The organism is Streptomyces sp. NPDC050997, assembly GCF_040660135.1.
In the GTDB taxonomy this organism is placed as follows: domain Bacteria; phylum Actinomycetota; class Actinomycetes; order Streptomycetales; family Streptomycetaceae; genus Streptomyces.
The window spans coordinates 55,412-71,389 of the sequence record NZ_JBFAGK010000015.1; the positions used below are offsets into that span (position 1 = coordinate 55,412).

A 15,978-nucleotide genomic window follows, 5' to 3' on the forward strand; every position below is an offset into this window, starting at 1 on the left:
GCTTCCTGGCCGGTTCCCCTCGCGGCGCGTAACGTGGCGAGGATGAAGATCCTGATCAGCGCCGACATGGAGGGCGCCACGGGGGTGACCTGGCCGGCCGACGTGCTGCCGGGGACCCCGCAGTGGGAGCGGTGCCGCTCGATGTTCACCTCGGACGTCGACGCCGCCGTGCGCGGCTTCTTCGACGGCGGCGCCGACGAGGTCCTCGTCAACGAGGCCCACTGGACCATGCGCAACCTGCTCCTCGAACAGCTCGACGAGCGGGCCGAGATGCTCACCGGCCGCCACAAGGCGCTGTCCATGGTGGAAGGCGTGCAGCACGGGGACGTGGACGGCATCGCCTTCGTCGGCTACCACGCGGGCGCCGGAATGGAGGGCGTCCTGGCGCACACCTACCTCGCCAACTCCATCACCGGCGTCTGGCTGAACGACGTACGGGCGAGCGAGGGCCTGCTCAACGCGCGGGTCGTCGCCGAGTTCGGAGTGCCCGTCGTCCTGGTCACCGGCGACGACGTGGCCTGCGAGGACGCGCTCGGTTACGCCCCCGAGGCGCTGAAGGTCGCCGTCAAGGACCATGTGTCGCGGTACGCGGCCGTGTGCCGTACGCCCACCAGGACCGCCGCCGACATCCGGGCGGCGGCGAAGGCGGCCGCGTCCCTGGCGATCCGTCAGAAGCCGGAGCGCGCAGGGCCGTTCACCGTCACGTTGGAGTTCGACGCCGCGCACCTGGCGATGGCCGCCACTGTCGTGCCGGGTGTGACCGGCGTCGGCGAGCGGCAGGTGTCGTACACCAGTGCCACCATGTACGAGGGAATCCGCACCTTCAAGGCGGTGACCACGATCGTCTCGGCCGCCGTGGAGGAGCAGTATGGCTGACCAGCAGGCCCTGGAGGAGGTCGTCGAGTTCACCTCGGGCCTCATCCGCCTCGACACCACCAACCGGGGCGGCGGCGACTGCCAGGAGCGGCCCGCCGCCGAGTACGCCGCCGCCCGGCTCGCCGAGGCGGGCCTGGAGCCCACCCTGCTGGAGCGCACCAAGGGGCGTACGAACGTGGTGGCGCGGATCGAGGGCACCGACCCGTCGGCCGACGCGCTGCTCCTGCACGGTCATCTGGACGTGGTGCCCGCCGAGGTCCGTGACTGGAGCGTGCACCCCTTCTCCGGGGAGATCCGCGACGGGGTCGTCTGGGGACGGGGCGCGGTCGACATGAAGAACATGGACGCGATGATCCTCGCCGTGGTGCGGGACTGGGCACGGCACGGCGTGCGGCCCCGGCGGGACATCGTCGTCGCGTTCACCGCCGACGAGGAGGCCAGCGCCGAGGACGGCTCCGGATTCCTCGCCGACCAGCACCCCGGGCTGTTCGAGGGCTGCACGGAGGGCGTCAGCGAGTCGGGGGCGTTCACCTTCCACGACGGGAGCGGGCGGGAGCTGTACCCGATCGCGGCCGGCGAGCGCGGCACCGGCTGGCTGAAGCTGACCGCCCGCGGACGCGCCGGACACGGCTCCAAGGTGAACCACGAGAACGCCGTCACCCGACTCGCCGCCGCCGTCACCCGGATCGGCGAGCACGAGTGGCCGCTGCGGCTCACCCCGACCGTGCGCGCCGCGCTCACCGAACTCGCCGCGCTCCACGGCATCGAGACGGATCCGGCGGACGTGGACGGGCTGCTGGAGAAGCTCGGCCCGGCGGCGAAGCTCGTCGAGTCCACGGTACGCAACAGCGCCAACCCGACCATGTTGGACGCCGGTTACAAGCTCAACGTGATCCCGGGCGAGGCCGTGGCGTACGTGGACGGGCGCTACCTCTTCGGCGCCGAGGACGAGTTCCGCGCGACTCTCGACCTGCTCACCGGGCCCGACGTGGAGTGGGAGTTCCAGCACCGGGAGGTGGCCCTCCAGGCGCCGCTGGACTCGGTGACGTACGCGAGGATGCGGGCCGCCGTCGAGGAGTTCGCGCCCGAGGGGCACGTGGTGCCGTACTGCATGTCCGGCGGCACGGACGCCAAGCAGTTCTCCCGGCTCGGCATCACCGGCTACGGATTCACACCGCTGAAGCTCCCGAAGGACTACGACTACCAGGCCCTCTTCCACGGAGTCGACGAACGCGTGCCCGTCGAGGCGCTCCACTTCGGCGTCCGGGTCCTCGACCGCTTCCTGCGCAGCGCCTAGAAAACTGGGGGACGAAGTGCGGACGTTGGCCTACGGTTCCTGGCCCTCACCCATCGACGCGGCGCTCGCCGCCGCGCACGACGGGCGCCCCGAGTACGTGGGGTTCGTCGGCGACGAGGCGTGGTGGACCGAACCCCGGCCCACCGAGGGCGGGCGGCGCACCCTGGTCCGGCGGCGCTCCGACGGTACCCAGGAGGCCGTCCTGCCCGCCCCGTGGAACGTGCGCAGCCGGGTCATCGAGTACGGCGGACAGCCCTGGGCCGGCGCCATGGTCCACGGCGAACCGCTCGTCGTCTTCGTGCACTTCGCCGACCAGCGCCTGTACCGGTACCGGCCGAGCGGCGAGCCGCTCCCGCTCACCCCGCTCTCCCCGGTCGGCGGCGGACTGCGCTGGGCGCAACCGCAGTTGCGTCTCGAACACGGTGAAGTGTGGTGCGTGCTGGAGGAGTTCACCGGCGAAGGCCCGGGCGACGTACGACGTGTCCTGGCCGCCGTACCGCTGGACGGCTCGGCCGCCCAGGACCGGGCCTCCGTACGCGAACTCACCGACGACCGGCACCGGTTCGTCGCCGGCCCCCGCCTGTCGCCCGACGGACGGCGGGCGGCCTGGCTGGCCTGGGACCACCCGCGGATGCCGTGGGACGGCACGGAACTCGTCGTCGCCGAGGTCGGCGCGGGCGGCACCTTAGGTCAGGCGCGGACGGTGGCTGGCGGACCGACGGAGGCCATCGCCCAAGTGGAGTGGTCGGCCGACGGCCGTCTCCTGTACGCCAGCGACCGTACGGGCTGGTGGAACCTGTACCGCGACGGCGAGCCTCTCTGCCCGCGCGAGGAGGAGTTCGGCGGACCGCTGTGGAAGCTCGGGTCCCGCTGGTTCGCCCCGCTGGACAGCGGCCTCATCGCCGTCGTGCACGGCTGCGGTGCCACCACCCTCGGCATCCTCGACCCGGAGACCGGCGAACTCGTCGACACGGACGGACCCTGGACCGAGTTCGCGCCCGACCTCGCCGTGCACGGACACGGAGTGGTCGCCGTCGGGGCCAGCCCCCGTAGCGCGTACGAGGTGGTCGAGCTGGACGCCCGGACCGGCCGGGCCCGGGTGATCGGCGCCCCGCACGACGACGCCGTGGACCCCGCGTACTACCCCGAGCCGCAGATCCGCACCTTCACCGGCCCCGCCGGGCGCGAGATCCACGCCCACGTCTACCCGCCGCACCACCCCGGCTGCACCGCGCCCGACGAGGAACTGCCGCCGTACGTGGTGTGGGCGCACGGCGGCCCTACCGGACGCGCGCCGCTCGTCCTCGGCCTGGAGATCGCGTACTTCACCTCACGCGGCATCGGGGTCGCCGAGGTCAACTACGGCGGCTCCGCCGGGTACGGCCGGGACTACCGCGACCTGCTGCGGGAGCAGTGGGGTGTGGTGGACGTCGAGGACTGCGCGGCCGTCGCGCTGGCCCTGGCCGACGAGGGCACCGCGGACCGTGACCGGCTGGCGATCCGTGGCGGCAGCGCGGGCGGCTGGACAGCGGCCGCCTCGCTCGCCACGACCGACGTCTACGCCTGCGGCACGATCCTCTACCCGATCCTCGACCTGGTCGGCTGGGGCACGGGGGAGACCCACGACTTCGAGTCGCGGTACCTGGAGACCCTCATCGGGCCGTACGCCGAGGTCCCCGCCCGGTACGCGGAGCGGTCGCCTTCCGAGCACGCCGACCGGATCACCGCCCCGTTCCTGCTGCTGCAGGGCCTGGACGACGTGATCTGCCCGCCCGCCCAGTGCGAGCGGTTCCTCGCCCGGATGGCGGGCCGGGGGGTGCCGCACGCGTACATCGCCTTCGCGGGGGAGGGGCACGGCTTCCGCCGGGCGGAGACCACGATCCGGGCACTGGAGTCCGAACTCTCCCTGTACGCCCAGGTCTTCGGGCTGTATCCGCCCGGCATCCCGACATTGGAGCTCACCGAGTGAAGGAACTCCGACGGCCGTCACGGCTCGCCCCCGGCGCCCGCGTGGCCGTCGTCGCGCCCAGCGGACCGGTGCCCGAGGAGCGGCTGCAGTCCGGGCTCGACGTGCTGCGCGGCTGGGACCTCGACCCGGTGGTGGCACCTCATGTACTCGACCGGCACCCGGAGTTCGGCTACCTCGCGGGTACGGACGCCGACCGGGCCGCCGATCTGCAGAGCGCCTGGTGCGACCCCGCCGTGGACGCCGTGCTGTGCGCGCGGGGCGGGTACGGGGTGCAGCGGATGGTCGATCTGCTCGACTGGGAGGCGATGCGGGCGGCCGGACCGAAGGTGTTCGTCGGGTTCAGCGACATCACCGCCCTCCACGAGGCCTTCGCCTGCCGCCTCGGCCTGGTCACGCTGCACGGCCCGATGGCGGCCGGCATCGACTTCGTCAAGAACGCCCGCGCCCAGGAACACCTCAGGGCCACCCTGTTCGCCCCGGAGACGGTCCGCACGATCACCTCCGGCGGTTCGGCTCTGGTGCCCGGCCGGGCGGAGGGCGTCACCCTCGGCGGCTGCCTGAGCCTGCTCGCCGCCGAACTCGGCACCCCGCACGCCAGGTCCGGCGCGCACGGCGGACTGCTGTGCCTGGAGGACGTGGGCGAGGAGACGTACCGCCTGGACCGCTACCTCACCCAACTCCTGCGCGCGGGCCGGCTCGACGGGGTACGCGGGGTACTGCTCGGATCGTGGGAACGGTGCGAGGCGTACGAGAGCGTGCGCGCGCTGCTCACCGACCGGCTGGGGAGCCTGGGTGTGCCCGTCGCGGAGGAGTTCGGGTTCGGGCACTGCGAAGGCGCGTCGACGATCCCCTTCGGGGTCGCGGCCGAACTCGACGCCGACGCGGGCACGTTGACGTTGCGGGAGCCGGCGTTGCGCTGATTCCGCCGCGCTGTGGGGAGCGCGCCGGGAGGCACCGGGACGCCGGGGCCGCCGGACACCGGGGCGCAGGAGCCGCCGGACACCGGTGGTGGGCGACGTCCGGGCCGTAGGGTGGTGGGGTGCCTCACCATGCTTCCCGCTACCTCGCCGAGAGCCCCCGAGTGGGCATTCGTCACTTCACCCACGAGGACCGCGCCGAGTTCACCGCCCGGGTGCGGGAGAGCAAGGAGCTGCACCGTCCGTGGCTCTTTCCGCCGGACAGCTCCGGCGCGTACACCGCGTACGCGGGGCGGCTGATCGAGGACCCGACCAAGGCCGGATTCCTGGTGTGCGAGAAGGCCCCCGAGTCGGGCGACGCGGGGGCCATCGCCGGGTTCGTCAACATCAACAACATCGTCCAGGGCGGTTTCCAGTGCGGGGCGTTGGGCTACGGGGCCTTCGCGCACGCCGCCGGGCGCGGACTGATGCGGGAGGGGCTCGACCTGGTGGTCGAGTACGCGTTCGGACGGATGCGGCTGCACCGGCTGGAGATCAACGTGCAGCCCGGGAACGCCGCCTCCATCGCGCTCGCCCGCGCCTGCGGGTTCCGGCTGGAGGGCTTCTCCCCGGACATGATCTTCATCGACGGGGCCTGGCGGGACCACGAGCGGTGGGCGCTCACGGTGGAGATGCGGAATGCCGGCCGATCCCGGCGAGGAGGGCCCCGCCGGGGCCGATGAGGTGGCCCCGGCCCGCGCGGATCGGGGTGCGGAGAGTCCCGCGAGGCCCGGAGTACGGAGGGTTTCGCGCGACCCGGAACCGTTACGCGTCGGCGCGCTCCGCGTACTCGTACACCACCCCGTCCGGATGCATCGCGATCAGGTTGCGGCCCCCCGGTGTCGCGAGCGGGCCCGCGACGATGCGAGCGCCCAGTTCCGACAGCACCCGGTGGGTTTCGTCGACGTCCTTGACGGCGATCGTCGCGGCGACCTTGCGCAGCACCTCCAGCTGGGCCTCGGGCCCGCTCATCAGCAGGAAGCAGCCGACCGCGGCGACCTGCACGCCGCCGCGTTCGAAGCGGAGAGCGGTGCCGCCCGCGAGGCGCTCGTAGAAGGGGACCGCGGTCTCCAGGTCGTCGACGCAGATACGCAGCGTGGCTCCCAGAATGTCCATGCGATGAGCCTAGTTGGGACGGCCGGGGGAGTGAGATCGCTTCACGTGATCTCCTCGCCCCGGCCGCTTGGGCCGCACTCCGCCGACGGCGTTACGCGGCGGTGGCCCGGGGTACCCGGCGGCCATGGACCGTTTGGATCACCTGGAGCATCTGGACAGGCACCTGGTCGACGAGCTGGCGCAGGTCGCGCGCGAGACCGTGCGCGACGAACTGCGCGAACAGACCCGCAAGCAACGCCGTAAGGCCGTGCTGTACGCCGCCTCCGGCACCGTCGCCCTGTACGCGGGCGCGGCCCTCGCACTCGCGGTGGGGCTGGCGCTGGCCATCGCACTGCCGGACTGGGCCGCCGCCCTGATCACCGCCGCGATCCTGGGCGTTGTCGCCTATCTGCTGCGCGGGGCCGCCCGGCCGACGGCGTCGGCCCACGCGCACGACACCGGGTTCGCCACGAGCGGCCGGCCCGGTGCCGCCGGCACCAGGCCGCCCAAGCCGCCTGGTGCCGCGGACCTGTCGTACCCGCCGATGCCGCCCGTCGCCCCCCGGGCGGGCGCACCGGACCCCCGCCCCGCCGGGACGAGGACCGCGTCCCCGCGCTCCGACGACGGTGACTCCGAGCAGCCGCGCCCCAGGGCGTGATGCGTGGTGCGGGTGGTCGTGGTCACGGCCACCCGATGGCTCCTTGAGCCGCCGCCCCTCCCACCACTCACCCCACGCGGTACTCCTCCACGTCCTCCGTGCGCAGTGCCAGCCCGTGGCCCACTCCCCGGACCGGCCGCACCACGCCCCCGGTCGGATCCAGCGCCCCGTCGAAGAACATGTCCTCGATGCGGACGTGGTCGTGGAACCACTCCAGATGGCGGATGTTGGGGAGGGACGCGGCCGCGGCGGCGTGGACGTGCGGGGCGCAGTGGGCCGAGACCTCCAGGCCGTGGGCGTGGGCGAGGGCCGCTGCCCGCAGAAACTCGGTGAGGCCGCCGCAGCGGGTCGCGTCGATCTGGAGGCAGTCGACCGCGCCGGCCCCGATCATGCGGGCGAAGTACGGGAGGTCGTAGCCGTACTCGCCGGCCGTCACATCGCACACCACCGCGTCCCGGACCAGCCGCAGACCGGTGAGGTCGTCGGAGGACACCGGTTCCTCGAACCAGCCGACACCGTGCTCGGCGAGCGCGTGTCCCACGCGGATCGCCTGCTTCCGGTTGTAGGCACCGTCGGCGTCGACGTACAACTCCGCCTCCTCGCCGATGACATGGCGTGCCGCACGGACCCTGGCCAGGTCACGGCTGACCGAGCGGCCCCAGTCCTCCCCGATCTTGATCTTGACGCGGGGGATCTGCTGCCCGTGCACCCAGCCGTTGAGCTGCGCGACCAGATGGGTGTCGTGGTACGTCGTGAAGCCGCCACTGCCGTACACCGGAACCGCCTCGCGGGCGACGCCCAGGAGCCGGGCCAGCGGGAGTTCGAGCAGGCGGGCCTTGAGGTCCCACAGGGCGATGTCGAGGGCCGAGATGGCGCAGGCCGCGATGCCGGGACGGCCCGCGTCGCGCACCGAACGGCACATCGCGTCGTGCAGCGCGGGAATGTCCCAGGCACTGCGGCCCTCGACGAGCGGACCGAGGTGCCGGTGCAGGAGGTCGCCGACCGCCGGCGGTCCGTACGTCCAGCCCGTGCCGGTCGCCCTGCCCGCGCTCACCTCGGCGATCACCACGGTCGTGGCGTCCCAGGCCAGCGTGCCGTCCGCCTCGGGACCGTCGGTCGGCACGGTGTACACGGACACGACGGGCCGGTGGAGTCTCATCGCGGGGCCCGTTCCCTCAGGATTCCTGCTGGAGCTGGGGCAGCACCTTCGTACGGTAGAAGTCGAAGAAGCCGCGCAGGTCGGGGCCGATCTGGTTGACGTAGACCGCGTCGAAGCCCGCGTCGGCGAACTGCTTCAGCTCCGCGACATGCTCCTCCACGTCGTCGCCGCATACCCGGTTCGCCCGGACCATGTCCTCGGTGACCAGCGTCTGCGCCTGCTCGAAGTGTTTGGGGGAGGGCAGCACCTGGCCCAGCTCCCCGGGCAGCTGCTCGTTGGCCCACAGCCGGTGGACGGTCCGTACCGCCTCGTCCTTGTCGGTGTCGTAGCAGACCTTGGTGCCGCCGCTGACGAGCTTGCCGCCGCCTCCGCCCTTGCGGTACTGCTCCACCATCGACGCTTCCGGCATCATCGTGATGTAGCCGTCGCCGACCCGGGACGCCAGCTGGGTCGCCGCGGGTCCGAAGCCGGAGACGTCGATCGGGACGGGCTCGTCGGGGACGGTGTACAGGCGGGCGTTCTCCACCGTGTAGTGCGGACCGTGGTGGTTGACCTCCTCGCCGGTGAACAGCCGGCGCATGATCTGGATGGCCTCCTCCAGCATCTCCAGGCGGACGTGGGCGGGCGGCCAGGCGTCGCCGAGGATGTGCTCGTTGAGCGCCTCACCCGAGCCGACGCCGAGCCGGAAGCGGCCGTTCGTCATCACCGCGCTGGTCGCCGCGGCCTGCGCCACCACCGCCGGATGGGTGCGCACCGTCGGGCAGGTCACCGCCGTCTCGATCGGCAGGGACACCGCCTCGGACAGGGCGCCGATCACCGACCACACGAAGGGGCTCTGGCCCTGCGCGTCGTTCCACGGGTGGTAGTGGTCGGAGATCCACAGCGACTGGAACCCGGCCTGCTCGGCCATCCGCGCCTGCTCGATGAGCTCCGCGGGACCGTACTGCTCGCACGAGAGGAAATAGCCGTACTCGGGCATGGGGGGTGTGCCTCCACGGGTGGACGGGTGGTTCGCCGATCCGAGTACCCGGGGGTCCGGGCGGAAACCGGGCCCGAGCGGGGCGAGGTGGAGGCCGTGCGGACGTTTGGGTGCCCTGGCCAGGGGGACGCGGAAGTCTCCCGAGGTACGCGACAGCCCCGGAGGCGAACCGTGAGTCGACCCCGCATTGTGATCGTCGGTGCCGGCTTCGCCGGGTACCGGACGGCCCGAGACCTGTCCAGGATGTCCCGCGGCAAGGCCGACATCACCCTACTGAACCCGACCGACTACTTCTTGTATCTGCCCCTGCTGCCCCAGGTCGCGGCCGGGATCCTGGAACCGCGCCGGGTCACCGTCTCCCTCCCGGACACTCTGCGCGACGTGCGCCTGGTGCTCGGCGAGGCCGACGGCATCGACCTGGACGAACGGACCGTGCACTACGCCGACCCCGAGGGCGGCGAGGGCACGCTGTCGTACGACCGGCTGGTGCTGGCCGTCGGCAGCGTCAACAAGCTGCTTCCGATCCCCGGGGTGGCCGAGCACGCGCACGGCTTCCGCGGACTGCCCGAGGCGCTGTACCTGCGCGACCACGTCACCCGGCAGGTGGAGCTGGCCGCTGCGGCCGACGACCCGGAGAGCCGTGCCGCGCGCACCACCTTCGTGGTGGTCGGCGCCGGCTACACCGGCACCGAGGTCGCCGCGCACGGGCAGCTGTACACCGACGCGCAGGTGCGCAGGCACCCGTTGCGGGAGGGCATGCGGCCCCGCTGGATCCTCCTCGACGTGGCGCCGCGCGTGCTGCCCGAGCTGGACGAGCATCTGTCCCGCACCGCGGACCGCACGCTGCGGGAGCGGGGCGTGGAGGTGCGCATGGGGACCTCCGTGAAGGAGGCCACCTCCGACGGAGTCCTGCTCACCGACGGCGAGTTCGTCGCGACGCGGACCGTCGTGTGGTGTGTCGGCGTACGGCCCGATCCGCTCGTCGAGGGCACCGGGCAGCCGCTGGAGCGCGGGCGTCTGATCGTCGACCCCTATCTCCGGCTCCCGGGCCGTCCCGAGGTGTTCGCGTGCGGGGACGCGGCCGCCGTACCGGATCTGAACACCCCCGGTGAGTACACGCCGATGACCGCGCAGCACGCCTGGCGGCACGGCAAGATCGCGGCCCACAATGTCGCCGCCTCGCTGGGCGTCGGCGAACGGCGTCCCTACCGGCACAAGGACCTGGGGTTCGTCGTGGACCTGGGCGGCGCGAAGGCCGCCGCCAACCCGCTCGGCATCCCCCTGTCGGGGCCCGCGGCCGGGGCGGTCACCCGCGGCTACCACCTCGCGGCGATGCCCGGCAACCGTGTCCGGGTCGCCGCGGACTGGCTGCTGGATTCCGTACTCCCGCGCCAGGCCGTCCAGTTGGGCCTCGTACGGTCCTGGTCGGTGCCGCTGGACACCGCGTCGCCGGAGCTGGCCCGGGTACCGGGCGGACCGCGCGAGCCACGGACACGCCAGGACGCGGCGGCCCGCTCCGGCCCCGGCGCGGCCATCCCCGAGGACCTGAGCGACGGGCCGGAAGGCGGCGCCGACCACCAGACGATCGACGCGCCGACGCCTGATGTGGCGAGGGAGGGGTCGGACGCCGAGGGGGTTGAGGTGCCTTCGGGTACCGAGCCCGGTGAGCCCGGTGAGTCTGGCGGGGGCGTCGACTATCAGACGATCGACGCGCCGACGCCTGACGTGGCGAGGGAGGGGTCGGACGCCGAGGGGGCTGAGGTGCCTTCGGGTTCCGAGTCCGCCGGCGAGCCTGGTGAGCCTGGCGGGCACGTCGACTATCAGACGATCGACGCGCCGACGCCTGATGTGGCGAGGGAGGGGTCGGACGCCGAGGGGGCTGAGGTGCCTTCGGGTTCCGAGTCCGCCGGTGAGCCTGGTGAGTCTGGCGGGCACGTCGACTATCAGACGATCGACGCGCCGACGCCTGATGTGGCGAGGGAGGGGTCGGACGCCGAGCGGGCTGAGGCGCCTTCGGATAACGAGGCCGCCGGTGAGCCCGGCAGGGGCGCCGACCACCAGACGATCGACGCGCCGACGCCCGACGTGGCGAGGGAGGGTGCCGATCCCGAGATCGCCGGCGCGGCCCTCGGGACCGGGCCCGACGACGGAGCCGCCGAGCCCGACGAGCAGCAGACGATCACCTCCCCGACCCCCGACGTGGCCAAGGACGAGTCCGGACCGGAGAAGTCGGGGAGCCGACCCGGTGGTGAGCCCGCCAAGAGTCAGCCCGGTGGTGAGCCCGCCAAGAATCAGCCCGGTGGTGAGCCCGCCAAGAATCAGCCCGGTGGTGAGCCCGCCAAGAATCAGCCCGGCGGTGAGCCCGCCAAGAACCAACCCGGCGGCGAGCCCGCCGGCAACCAACCCGCCGGTGAGCCCCACCCGGCTCCCGGCCCCGTCAAGCGGACCGACGGCACCCCCGACGGAACCCCCGCGGAAGGAAACTCATGAACACCGGTGAACTCGTCGAACTCGCCCAGCAGTTGCGCGTGGACAGTGTGCGCGCCTCGGCCGCCGCGGGCTCCGGGCACCCCACGTCCTCGATGTCCGCCGCCGACCTGATGGCCGTACTCCTCGCGAACCACTTCCGCTACGACTTCGACCGCCCCACCTATCCGGCCAACGACCGCTTCGTGCTGTCCAAGGGCCACGCGTCGCCGCTGCTCTACTCCGCCTACAAGGCGGCCGGTGCCATCGACGACGAGGAACTGCTCACGTTCCGCAAGCTCGGCAGCCGGCTCGAAGGGCATCCGACCCCCCGGCGGCTGCCGTGGGTCGAGACGGCCACCGGTTCGCTCGGGCAGGGACTGCCCGTAGGTGTCGGCATCGCGCTGTCCGGGAAGCGGCTGGACCGCACCGGCTACCGCGTGTGGGTGCTGTGCGGCGACAGCGAGATGGCCGAGGGCTCCGTATGGGAGGCCGCCGAGCACGCGGGGCACGAGCACCTCGACAACCTCACCGTGATCGTCGACGTGAACCGGCTCGGCCAGCGCGGCCCGACCCGCCACGGCCACGACCTCGACGCGTACGCCCGCCGCTTCCAGGCCTTCGGCTGGCACACCGTCGAGGTGGACGGCCACGACGTCGACGCGATCGACCGGGCGTACGGCGAGGCGGAGTCCACCAAGGGCCAGCCGACCGCGATCCTCGCACGCACCCTCAAGGGCAAGGGCGTCGAGTCCGTCCAGGACCGCGAGGGCCTGCACGGCAAGCCGCTGCCTCACGCCGACGAGGCGATCGCCGAACTCGGCGGCCGCCGAAACATCCGCGTCGAGGTGCACGAGCCGCCGGCCGCCCGCACGCTGCACTCCGTACCGGCCGGACACCCCGAACTGCCCCGCTGGGACAAGGGCGGCGACGACGTGGCCACCCGCGACGCCTTCGGGCAGGCGCTCGCCGCGCTCGGCTCCGGACGCGGTGACGTGGTCGCCCTCGACGGCGAGGTCGGTGACTCCACCCGCGCGGAGTTCTTCGCCAAGGAACACCCCGACCGCTACTTCGAGTGCTACATCGCCGAGCAGCAGATGGTCGCCGCCGCCGTCGGGCTCGCCGCGCGCGGCTGGGTGCCGTACGCCTCGACCTTCGCCGCCTTCTTCACCCGCGCGTACGACTTCATTCGCATGGCGTCGATCAGCGGCTCCGGCATCAACCTGGTCGGCTCGCACGCGGGCGCGGCGATCGGGCAGGACGGGCCCAGCCAGATGGGCCTGGAGGACCTGGCGATGATGCGGGCGGTGCACGGCTCGACCGTGCTGTACCCGTGCGACGCCAACCAGACCGCGCACCTCGTCGCCGAGATGGCCGGCCTGGAGGGCGTCCGGTATCTGCGTACCTCGCGCGGCGGGAGCCCGGTGATCTACGGCCCCGACGAGGAGTTCCCGATCGGCGGCAGCAAGGTGCTGCGCTCCTCCGAGCGGGACCGGCTGACGATCGTCGCCGCGGGGGTGACGGTGCCGGAGGCGCTGGCCGCCGCCGACGCGCTGGAGGGCCAGGGCATCCAGGTCCGGGTGATCGACCTGTACTCGGTCAAGCCTGTCGACCGGCTCACCCTGCGCCAGGCAGCCGAGGACACCGGCTGTCTGCTGACCGTGGAGGACCACCGCGAGGAGGGCGGCCTCGGCGACGCCGTCCTCGACGCGTTCGCCGACGGCCGGCCGGTGCCGCGCCTGGTGCGCCTCGCCGTCCGTGCGATGCCGGGCTCGGGCTCCCCGGAGGAGCAGCTGCACGCCGCGGGCATCGATGCCGAGTCGATCGCGGCGGCCGGGAAGCTGCTGGTGGAGGAGGCGGTCGTGCGGTGAGCGGTGACGGCCCACGCACGGTCCGGGCGGGTCGGCACACGGTGGAGGTGCACCGCCCGGACAAGGTGCTCTTCCCCGGGGGCGGCGGCGCGAAGGAGTACACGAAGGCCGACCTGGTGGACTACCACCGGTCGGTCGCCCCGTTCATGCTGCCGCACCTGCGCGGTCGCCCGCTGATGGTGGAGCGCCACCCGGACGGCATCGACGGCCCGCGCTTCATGCAGAAGAACACCCCGGAGAACTACCCGGAGTGGATCACCCGCGTGGAGGTCGCCAAGGAGGGCGGCACCGTCTGCCACACCGTGTGTGACGACACCGCCACGCTGCTGTACCTCGCCGACCAGGCCGGCCTCACCCTGCACCGCTGGCTGTCCCGGGTCGACAGTGTCGAGCGGCCCGACCGGATGATCTTCGACCTCGACCCCTCCGGGGACGACTTCGAGGCGGTCCGGGAGGCGGCCCGGCTGCTGGGCGAGCTGCTCGACGAGCTGAAGCTGCCCTCGGCACTGATGACCACGGGTTCGCGCGGCCTGCACGTGGTGGTGCCGGTCGACGGCCGTCACGACTTCGACGAGATCCGCGGATTCGCCCGGGACATCGCCGACGTCCTGGTCGCCGGCCACCCCGACCGGCTCACCGCCGCCGCCCGCAAGAAGGACCGCGGCGACCGCCTCTACCTGGACATCCAGCGCAACGCCCACGCCCAGACCGCGGTCGCCCCCTACACGGTCCGCGCCAAGCCGGGCGCTCCCGTCGCCACCCCTGTGACCTGGGGCCAGCTGGACGATCCCGCCCTGGACGCCCGCCGCTGGACCATCGCCGACGCCGTCGAGCAGGCCCGTACCGATCCGTGGGCCGACATCATGCGCAAAGGCCGCGCTCTGGGACCGGCGCGGCGCCGCCTCGACGCGTTGATGCCGTCCTGAAGGTTTGGCCAGGAGACGAGCGGCCACCCGGAGTGAGAGGTGGCCATGTCGAACACAAAAAACACATCCCAGTCACAGCGTTCACAGAACGCTCCCGCCCGGAAACCGTCCCCCCAGAACTCGTCCGCGGACGCGGAGAGCGAAACCGAGGAGCAGGACACCGGACGGCGCGCCGAACATCGCGAGGCGCCCCCCCGGAGGCCCAGCCCCATGGACGTGTTGCGCCATGCGCGCGCCCAGCTCCAGGAACTGACCGGCATGACCGCCGAGAACGTGTCGTCCTTCGAGCAGACGGAGGACGGCTGGTCGCTGGAGGTCGAGGTCCTGGAACTCTCCCGGGTGCCCGACACGATGAGCCTGATGGCGAGTTACCAGGTCGAACTCGACCCGGACGGAGAGCTCACCGGTTACCGGCGCGTTCGCCGTTACGAACGCGGACGGGCCGACGCACATCGGGCCGGCGGTCGCTAGGCCGCCGACCCGTACATCCGATCGTTCACCAACCCACAGACAAGGAGGCGCGGTCGACATGACCGTTGTCCCGGCCCAGCAGAGCGGTGGCGGAGGCGGCAGCAGTGGCCTCTACGACGTTCTGGAACTCGTCCTCGACAGGGGTCTCGTCATCGACGCGTTCATACGGGTCTCCCTCGTCGGAATCGAAATACTGAAGATCGACATCCGCATCGTCGTGGCCAGTGTCGACACCTATCTGCGCTTCGCCGAGGCGTGCAACCGGCTGGACCTGGAGTCCGGGCCGCGCAAGGACCCGGGCCTGCCCGACCTGGTCGGCGAGATGACCGAGTCCGGTGCCAAGGGCAAGTCGAAGGGCGCGCTGTCCGGTGCGGCCGAGACCATCTCCGGTGCCTTCAAGGAGGCACGCGAGGACGGCCAGACCGAGTCCCGGCCCCGTGCCCGTAAGTCGACCGCATCGCGCAGGAAGGAGGAGCAGGAGTGAGCACGTACGTCTACGGCATCACCGCCGTGTCCCATCCCGCGCTTCCGGACGGCTTGGGAGGTGTCGGCGACCCGCCGCGGCCCGTGCGCATCCTGGAGGAGGGCGAGCTGGCGGCCGTCGTCAGCGACGCGCCCGAAGGACTGCGCCCCAAGCGCAGGGACCTGCTCGCCCACCAGAACGTCCTGAGCGAGTCGGGCGCGGACGGCTGCATCCTGCCGATGCGGTTCGGCAGTGTCGCCCCCGACGACGACACCGTCACCGGGGTCCTCGCCGAGCGCGCCGACCACTACAAGGAGCGGCTGCGGGCTCTCGACGGCATGGTCGAGTACAACGTCAAGGCGACCCACGACGAAGAGGCCGTCCTGCACCGGGTGATGTCCGAGAACTCGGACATCCGTTCCCTGACCGAGGCCAACCGGCAGGCGGGCGGCGGCAGTTACGAGCAGAAGCTGCACCTCGGCGAGATGGTCGTCGCGGCCGTGAAGGCCCGTGAGGCCGAGGACGCTGTCACGGTGCAGCAGGCTCTGGAACCGCTCGCCGACGCGGCCAGCGTGGGTCCCGAGTCCACCGGCTGGCTCGCCAACCTGTCGTTCCTGGTGGAGCGCGACTCGGCCGCCCGGTTCCTGAACGAGGTGGAGGGGATCCGCAAGGACCACCCCCACCTGGATCTGCGCGTCAACGGCCCGCTGCCGCCGTACAGCTTCGTCGAGCCCGGACCCGCGGAGCCCGCGGGTACCACGGTCGGCCAGGACAGCGCGAGGGAGTGAGGAT

General features: G+C 72.3%; 15 protein-coding genes. 12 read left to right on the forward strand and 3 right to left on the reverse strand.

Annotated features, from left to right (window positions below):
- Nucleotides 1-42: 42 nt before the first annotated feature.
- From AB0H86_RS29445 to AB0H86_RS29465, 5 genes are all read left to right on the forward strand, one after another.
- A complete protein-coding gene (locus AB0H86_RS29445; RefSeq protein WP_362445222.1) occupies nucleotides 43-876 on the forward strand; it encodes a M55 family metallopeptidase in 834 nt (277 codons plus the stop codon).
- Nucleotides 869-2,173, forward strand: a complete 1,305-nt coding sequence (locus AB0H86_RS29450; protein WP_362445224.1) for a M20/M25/M40 family metallo-hydrolase — start codon at nucleotides 869-871, stop codon at nucleotides 2,171-2,173. The genes AB0H86_RS29445 and AB0H86_RS29450 overlap by 8 nt, the downstream gene beginning before the upstream one ends.
- A 4-nt stretch (nucleotides 2,174-2,177) precedes the next feature.
- Entirely contained in the window at nucleotides 2,178-4,142 is a 1,965-nt protein-coding gene (locus AB0H86_RS29455) for a prolyl oligopeptidase family serine peptidase (protein WP_362445628.1), read from the forward strand.
- Nucleotides 4,139-5,062: an LD-carboxypeptidase gene (locus AB0H86_RS29460; protein WP_362445227.1), complete on the forward strand. Its 924-nt coding sequence runs from the start codon at nucleotides 4,139-4,141 to the stop codon at nucleotides 5,060-5,062. Before AB0H86_RS29455 ends, AB0H86_RS29460 begins: the two co-directional genes overlap by 4 nt.
- Nucleotides 5,063-5,181: 119 nt before the next feature.
- Nucleotides 5,182-5,781, forward strand: a complete 600-nt coding sequence (locus tag AB0H86_RS29465; protein ID WP_362445230.1) for a GNAT family protein — start codon at nucleotides 5,182-5,184, stop codon at nucleotides 5,779-5,781.
- An 82-nt stretch (nucleotides 5,782-5,863) separates the two neighbouring features.
- Here AB0H86_RS29465 and AB0H86_RS29470 read toward each other — a convergent pair whose 3' ends face one another.
- Nucleotides 5,864-6,214, reverse strand: a complete 351-nt coding sequence (locus AB0H86_RS29470) for a VOC family protein (RefSeq protein ID WP_362445233.1) — start codon at nucleotides 6,212-6,214, stop codon at nucleotides 5,864-5,866.
- A 124-nt stretch (nucleotides 6,215-6,338) separates the two neighbouring features.
- Between AB0H86_RS29470 and AB0H86_RS29475 the strand changes: the two genes are divergently transcribed.
- Nucleotides 6,339-6,851: a phage holin family protein gene (locus AB0H86_RS29475; protein WP_362445236.1), complete on the forward strand. Its 513-nt coding sequence runs from the start codon at nucleotides 6,339-6,341 to the stop codon at nucleotides 6,849-6,851.
- Nucleotides 6,852-6,918: 67 nt separating this feature from the next.
- Here AB0H86_RS29475 and AB0H86_RS29480 read toward each other — a convergent pair whose 3' ends face one another.
- Entirely contained in the window at nucleotides 6,919-8,010 is a 1,092-nt protein-coding gene (locus AB0H86_RS29480) for an enolase C-terminal domain-like protein (protein WP_362445239.1), read from the reverse strand.
- 16 nt (nucleotides 8,011-8,026) lie between these two features.
- Entirely contained in the window at nucleotides 8,027-8,989 is a 963-nt protein-coding gene (locus tag AB0H86_RS29485) for an LLM class F420-dependent oxidoreductase (RefSeq protein ID WP_362445242.1), read from the reverse strand.
- A gap of 189 nt (nucleotides 8,990-9,178) precedes the next feature.
- On the opposite strand from AB0H86_RS29485, the gene AB0H86_RS29490 reads away from it, so the two are divergent.
- From AB0H86_RS29490 to AB0H86_RS29515, 6 genes are read left to right on the forward strand one after another with little or no spacing between them, the layout of a single operon-like run.
- Nucleotides 9,179-11,479 (forward strand): FAD-dependent oxidoreductase, encoded by a 2,301-nt coding sequence (locus AB0H86_RS29490; RefSeq protein WP_362445631.1) that lies wholly within the window; start codon nucleotides 9,179-9,181, stop codon nucleotides 11,477-11,479.
- Nucleotides 11,476-13,326: a transketolase gene (locus AB0H86_RS29495; RefSeq protein WP_362445244.1), complete on the forward strand. Its 1,851-nt coding sequence runs from the start codon at nucleotides 11,476-11,478 to the stop codon at nucleotides 13,324-13,326. The genes AB0H86_RS29490 and AB0H86_RS29495 overlap by 4 nt, the downstream gene beginning before the upstream one ends.
- Nucleotides 13,323-14,252, forward strand: a complete 930-nt coding sequence (gene ligD, locus AB0H86_RS29500; RefSeq protein WP_362445247.1) for a non-homologous end-joining DNA ligase — start codon at nucleotides 13,323-13,325, stop codon at nucleotides 14,250-14,252. The genes AB0H86_RS29495 and ligD overlap by 4 nt, the downstream gene beginning before the upstream one ends.
- Before the next feature lie 45 nt (nucleotides 14,253-14,297).
- Nucleotides 14,298-14,723, forward strand: a complete 426-nt coding sequence (locus tag AB0H86_RS29505) for a gas vesicle protein (RefSeq protein ID WP_362445250.1) — start codon at nucleotides 14,298-14,300, stop codon at nucleotides 14,721-14,723.
- A 58-nt stretch (nucleotides 14,724-14,781) separates the two neighbouring features.
- Entirely contained in the window at nucleotides 14,782-15,207 is a 426-nt protein-coding gene (locus tag AB0H86_RS29510) for a gas vesicle structural protein GvpA (protein WP_362445253.1), read from the forward strand.
- Nucleotides 15,204-15,974, forward strand: a complete 771-nt coding sequence (locus AB0H86_RS29515; RefSeq protein ID WP_362445256.1) for a GvpL/GvpF family gas vesicle protein — start codon at nucleotides 15,204-15,206, stop codon at nucleotides 15,972-15,974. The genes AB0H86_RS29510 and AB0H86_RS29515 overlap by 4 nt, the downstream gene beginning before the upstream one ends.
- Nucleotides 15,975-15,978: the final 4 nt, after the last annotated feature.

Excerpts from the sequence above, each read along its gene's own strand:
- AB0H86_RS29485 (WP_362445242.1), bottom strand. The coding sequence starts at position 8,989 with ATGCCCGAGTACGGCTATTTCCTCTCGTGCGAGCAGTACGGTCCCGCG.
- AB0H86_RS29475 (WP_362445236.1), top strand. The coding sequence starts at position 6,339 with ATGGACCGTTTGGATCACCTGGAGCATCTGGACAGGCACCTGGTCGAC.
- AB0H86_RS29510 (WP_362445253.1), top strand. The coding sequence starts at position 14,782 with ATGACCGTTGTCCCGGCCCAGCAGAGCGGTGGCGGAGGCGGCAGCAGT.
- AB0H86_RS29495 (WP_362445244.1), top strand. The coding sequence starts at position 11,476 with ATGAACACCGGTGAACTCGTCGAACTCGCCCAGCAGTTGCGCGTGGAC.
- AB0H86_RS29505 (WP_362445250.1), top strand. The coding sequence starts at position 14,298 with ATGTCGAACACAAAAAACACATCCCAGTCACAGCGTTCACAGAACGCT.
- AB0H86_RS29450 (WP_362445224.1), top strand. The coding sequence starts at position 869 with ATGGCTGACCAGCAGGCCCTGGAGGAGGTCGTCGAGTTCACCTCGGGC.
- AB0H86_RS29445 (WP_362445222.1), top strand. The coding sequence starts at position 43 with ATGAAGATCCTGATCAGCGCCGACATGGAGGGCGCCACGGGGGTGACC.
- AB0H86_RS29480 (WP_362445239.1), bottom strand. The coding sequence starts at position 8,010 with ATGAGACTCCACCGGCCCGTCGTGTCCGTGTACACCGTGCCGACCGAC.
- AB0H86_RS29470 (WP_362445233.1), bottom strand. The coding sequence starts at position 6,214 with ATGGACATTCTGGGAGCCACGCTGCGTATCTGCGTCGACGACCTGGAG.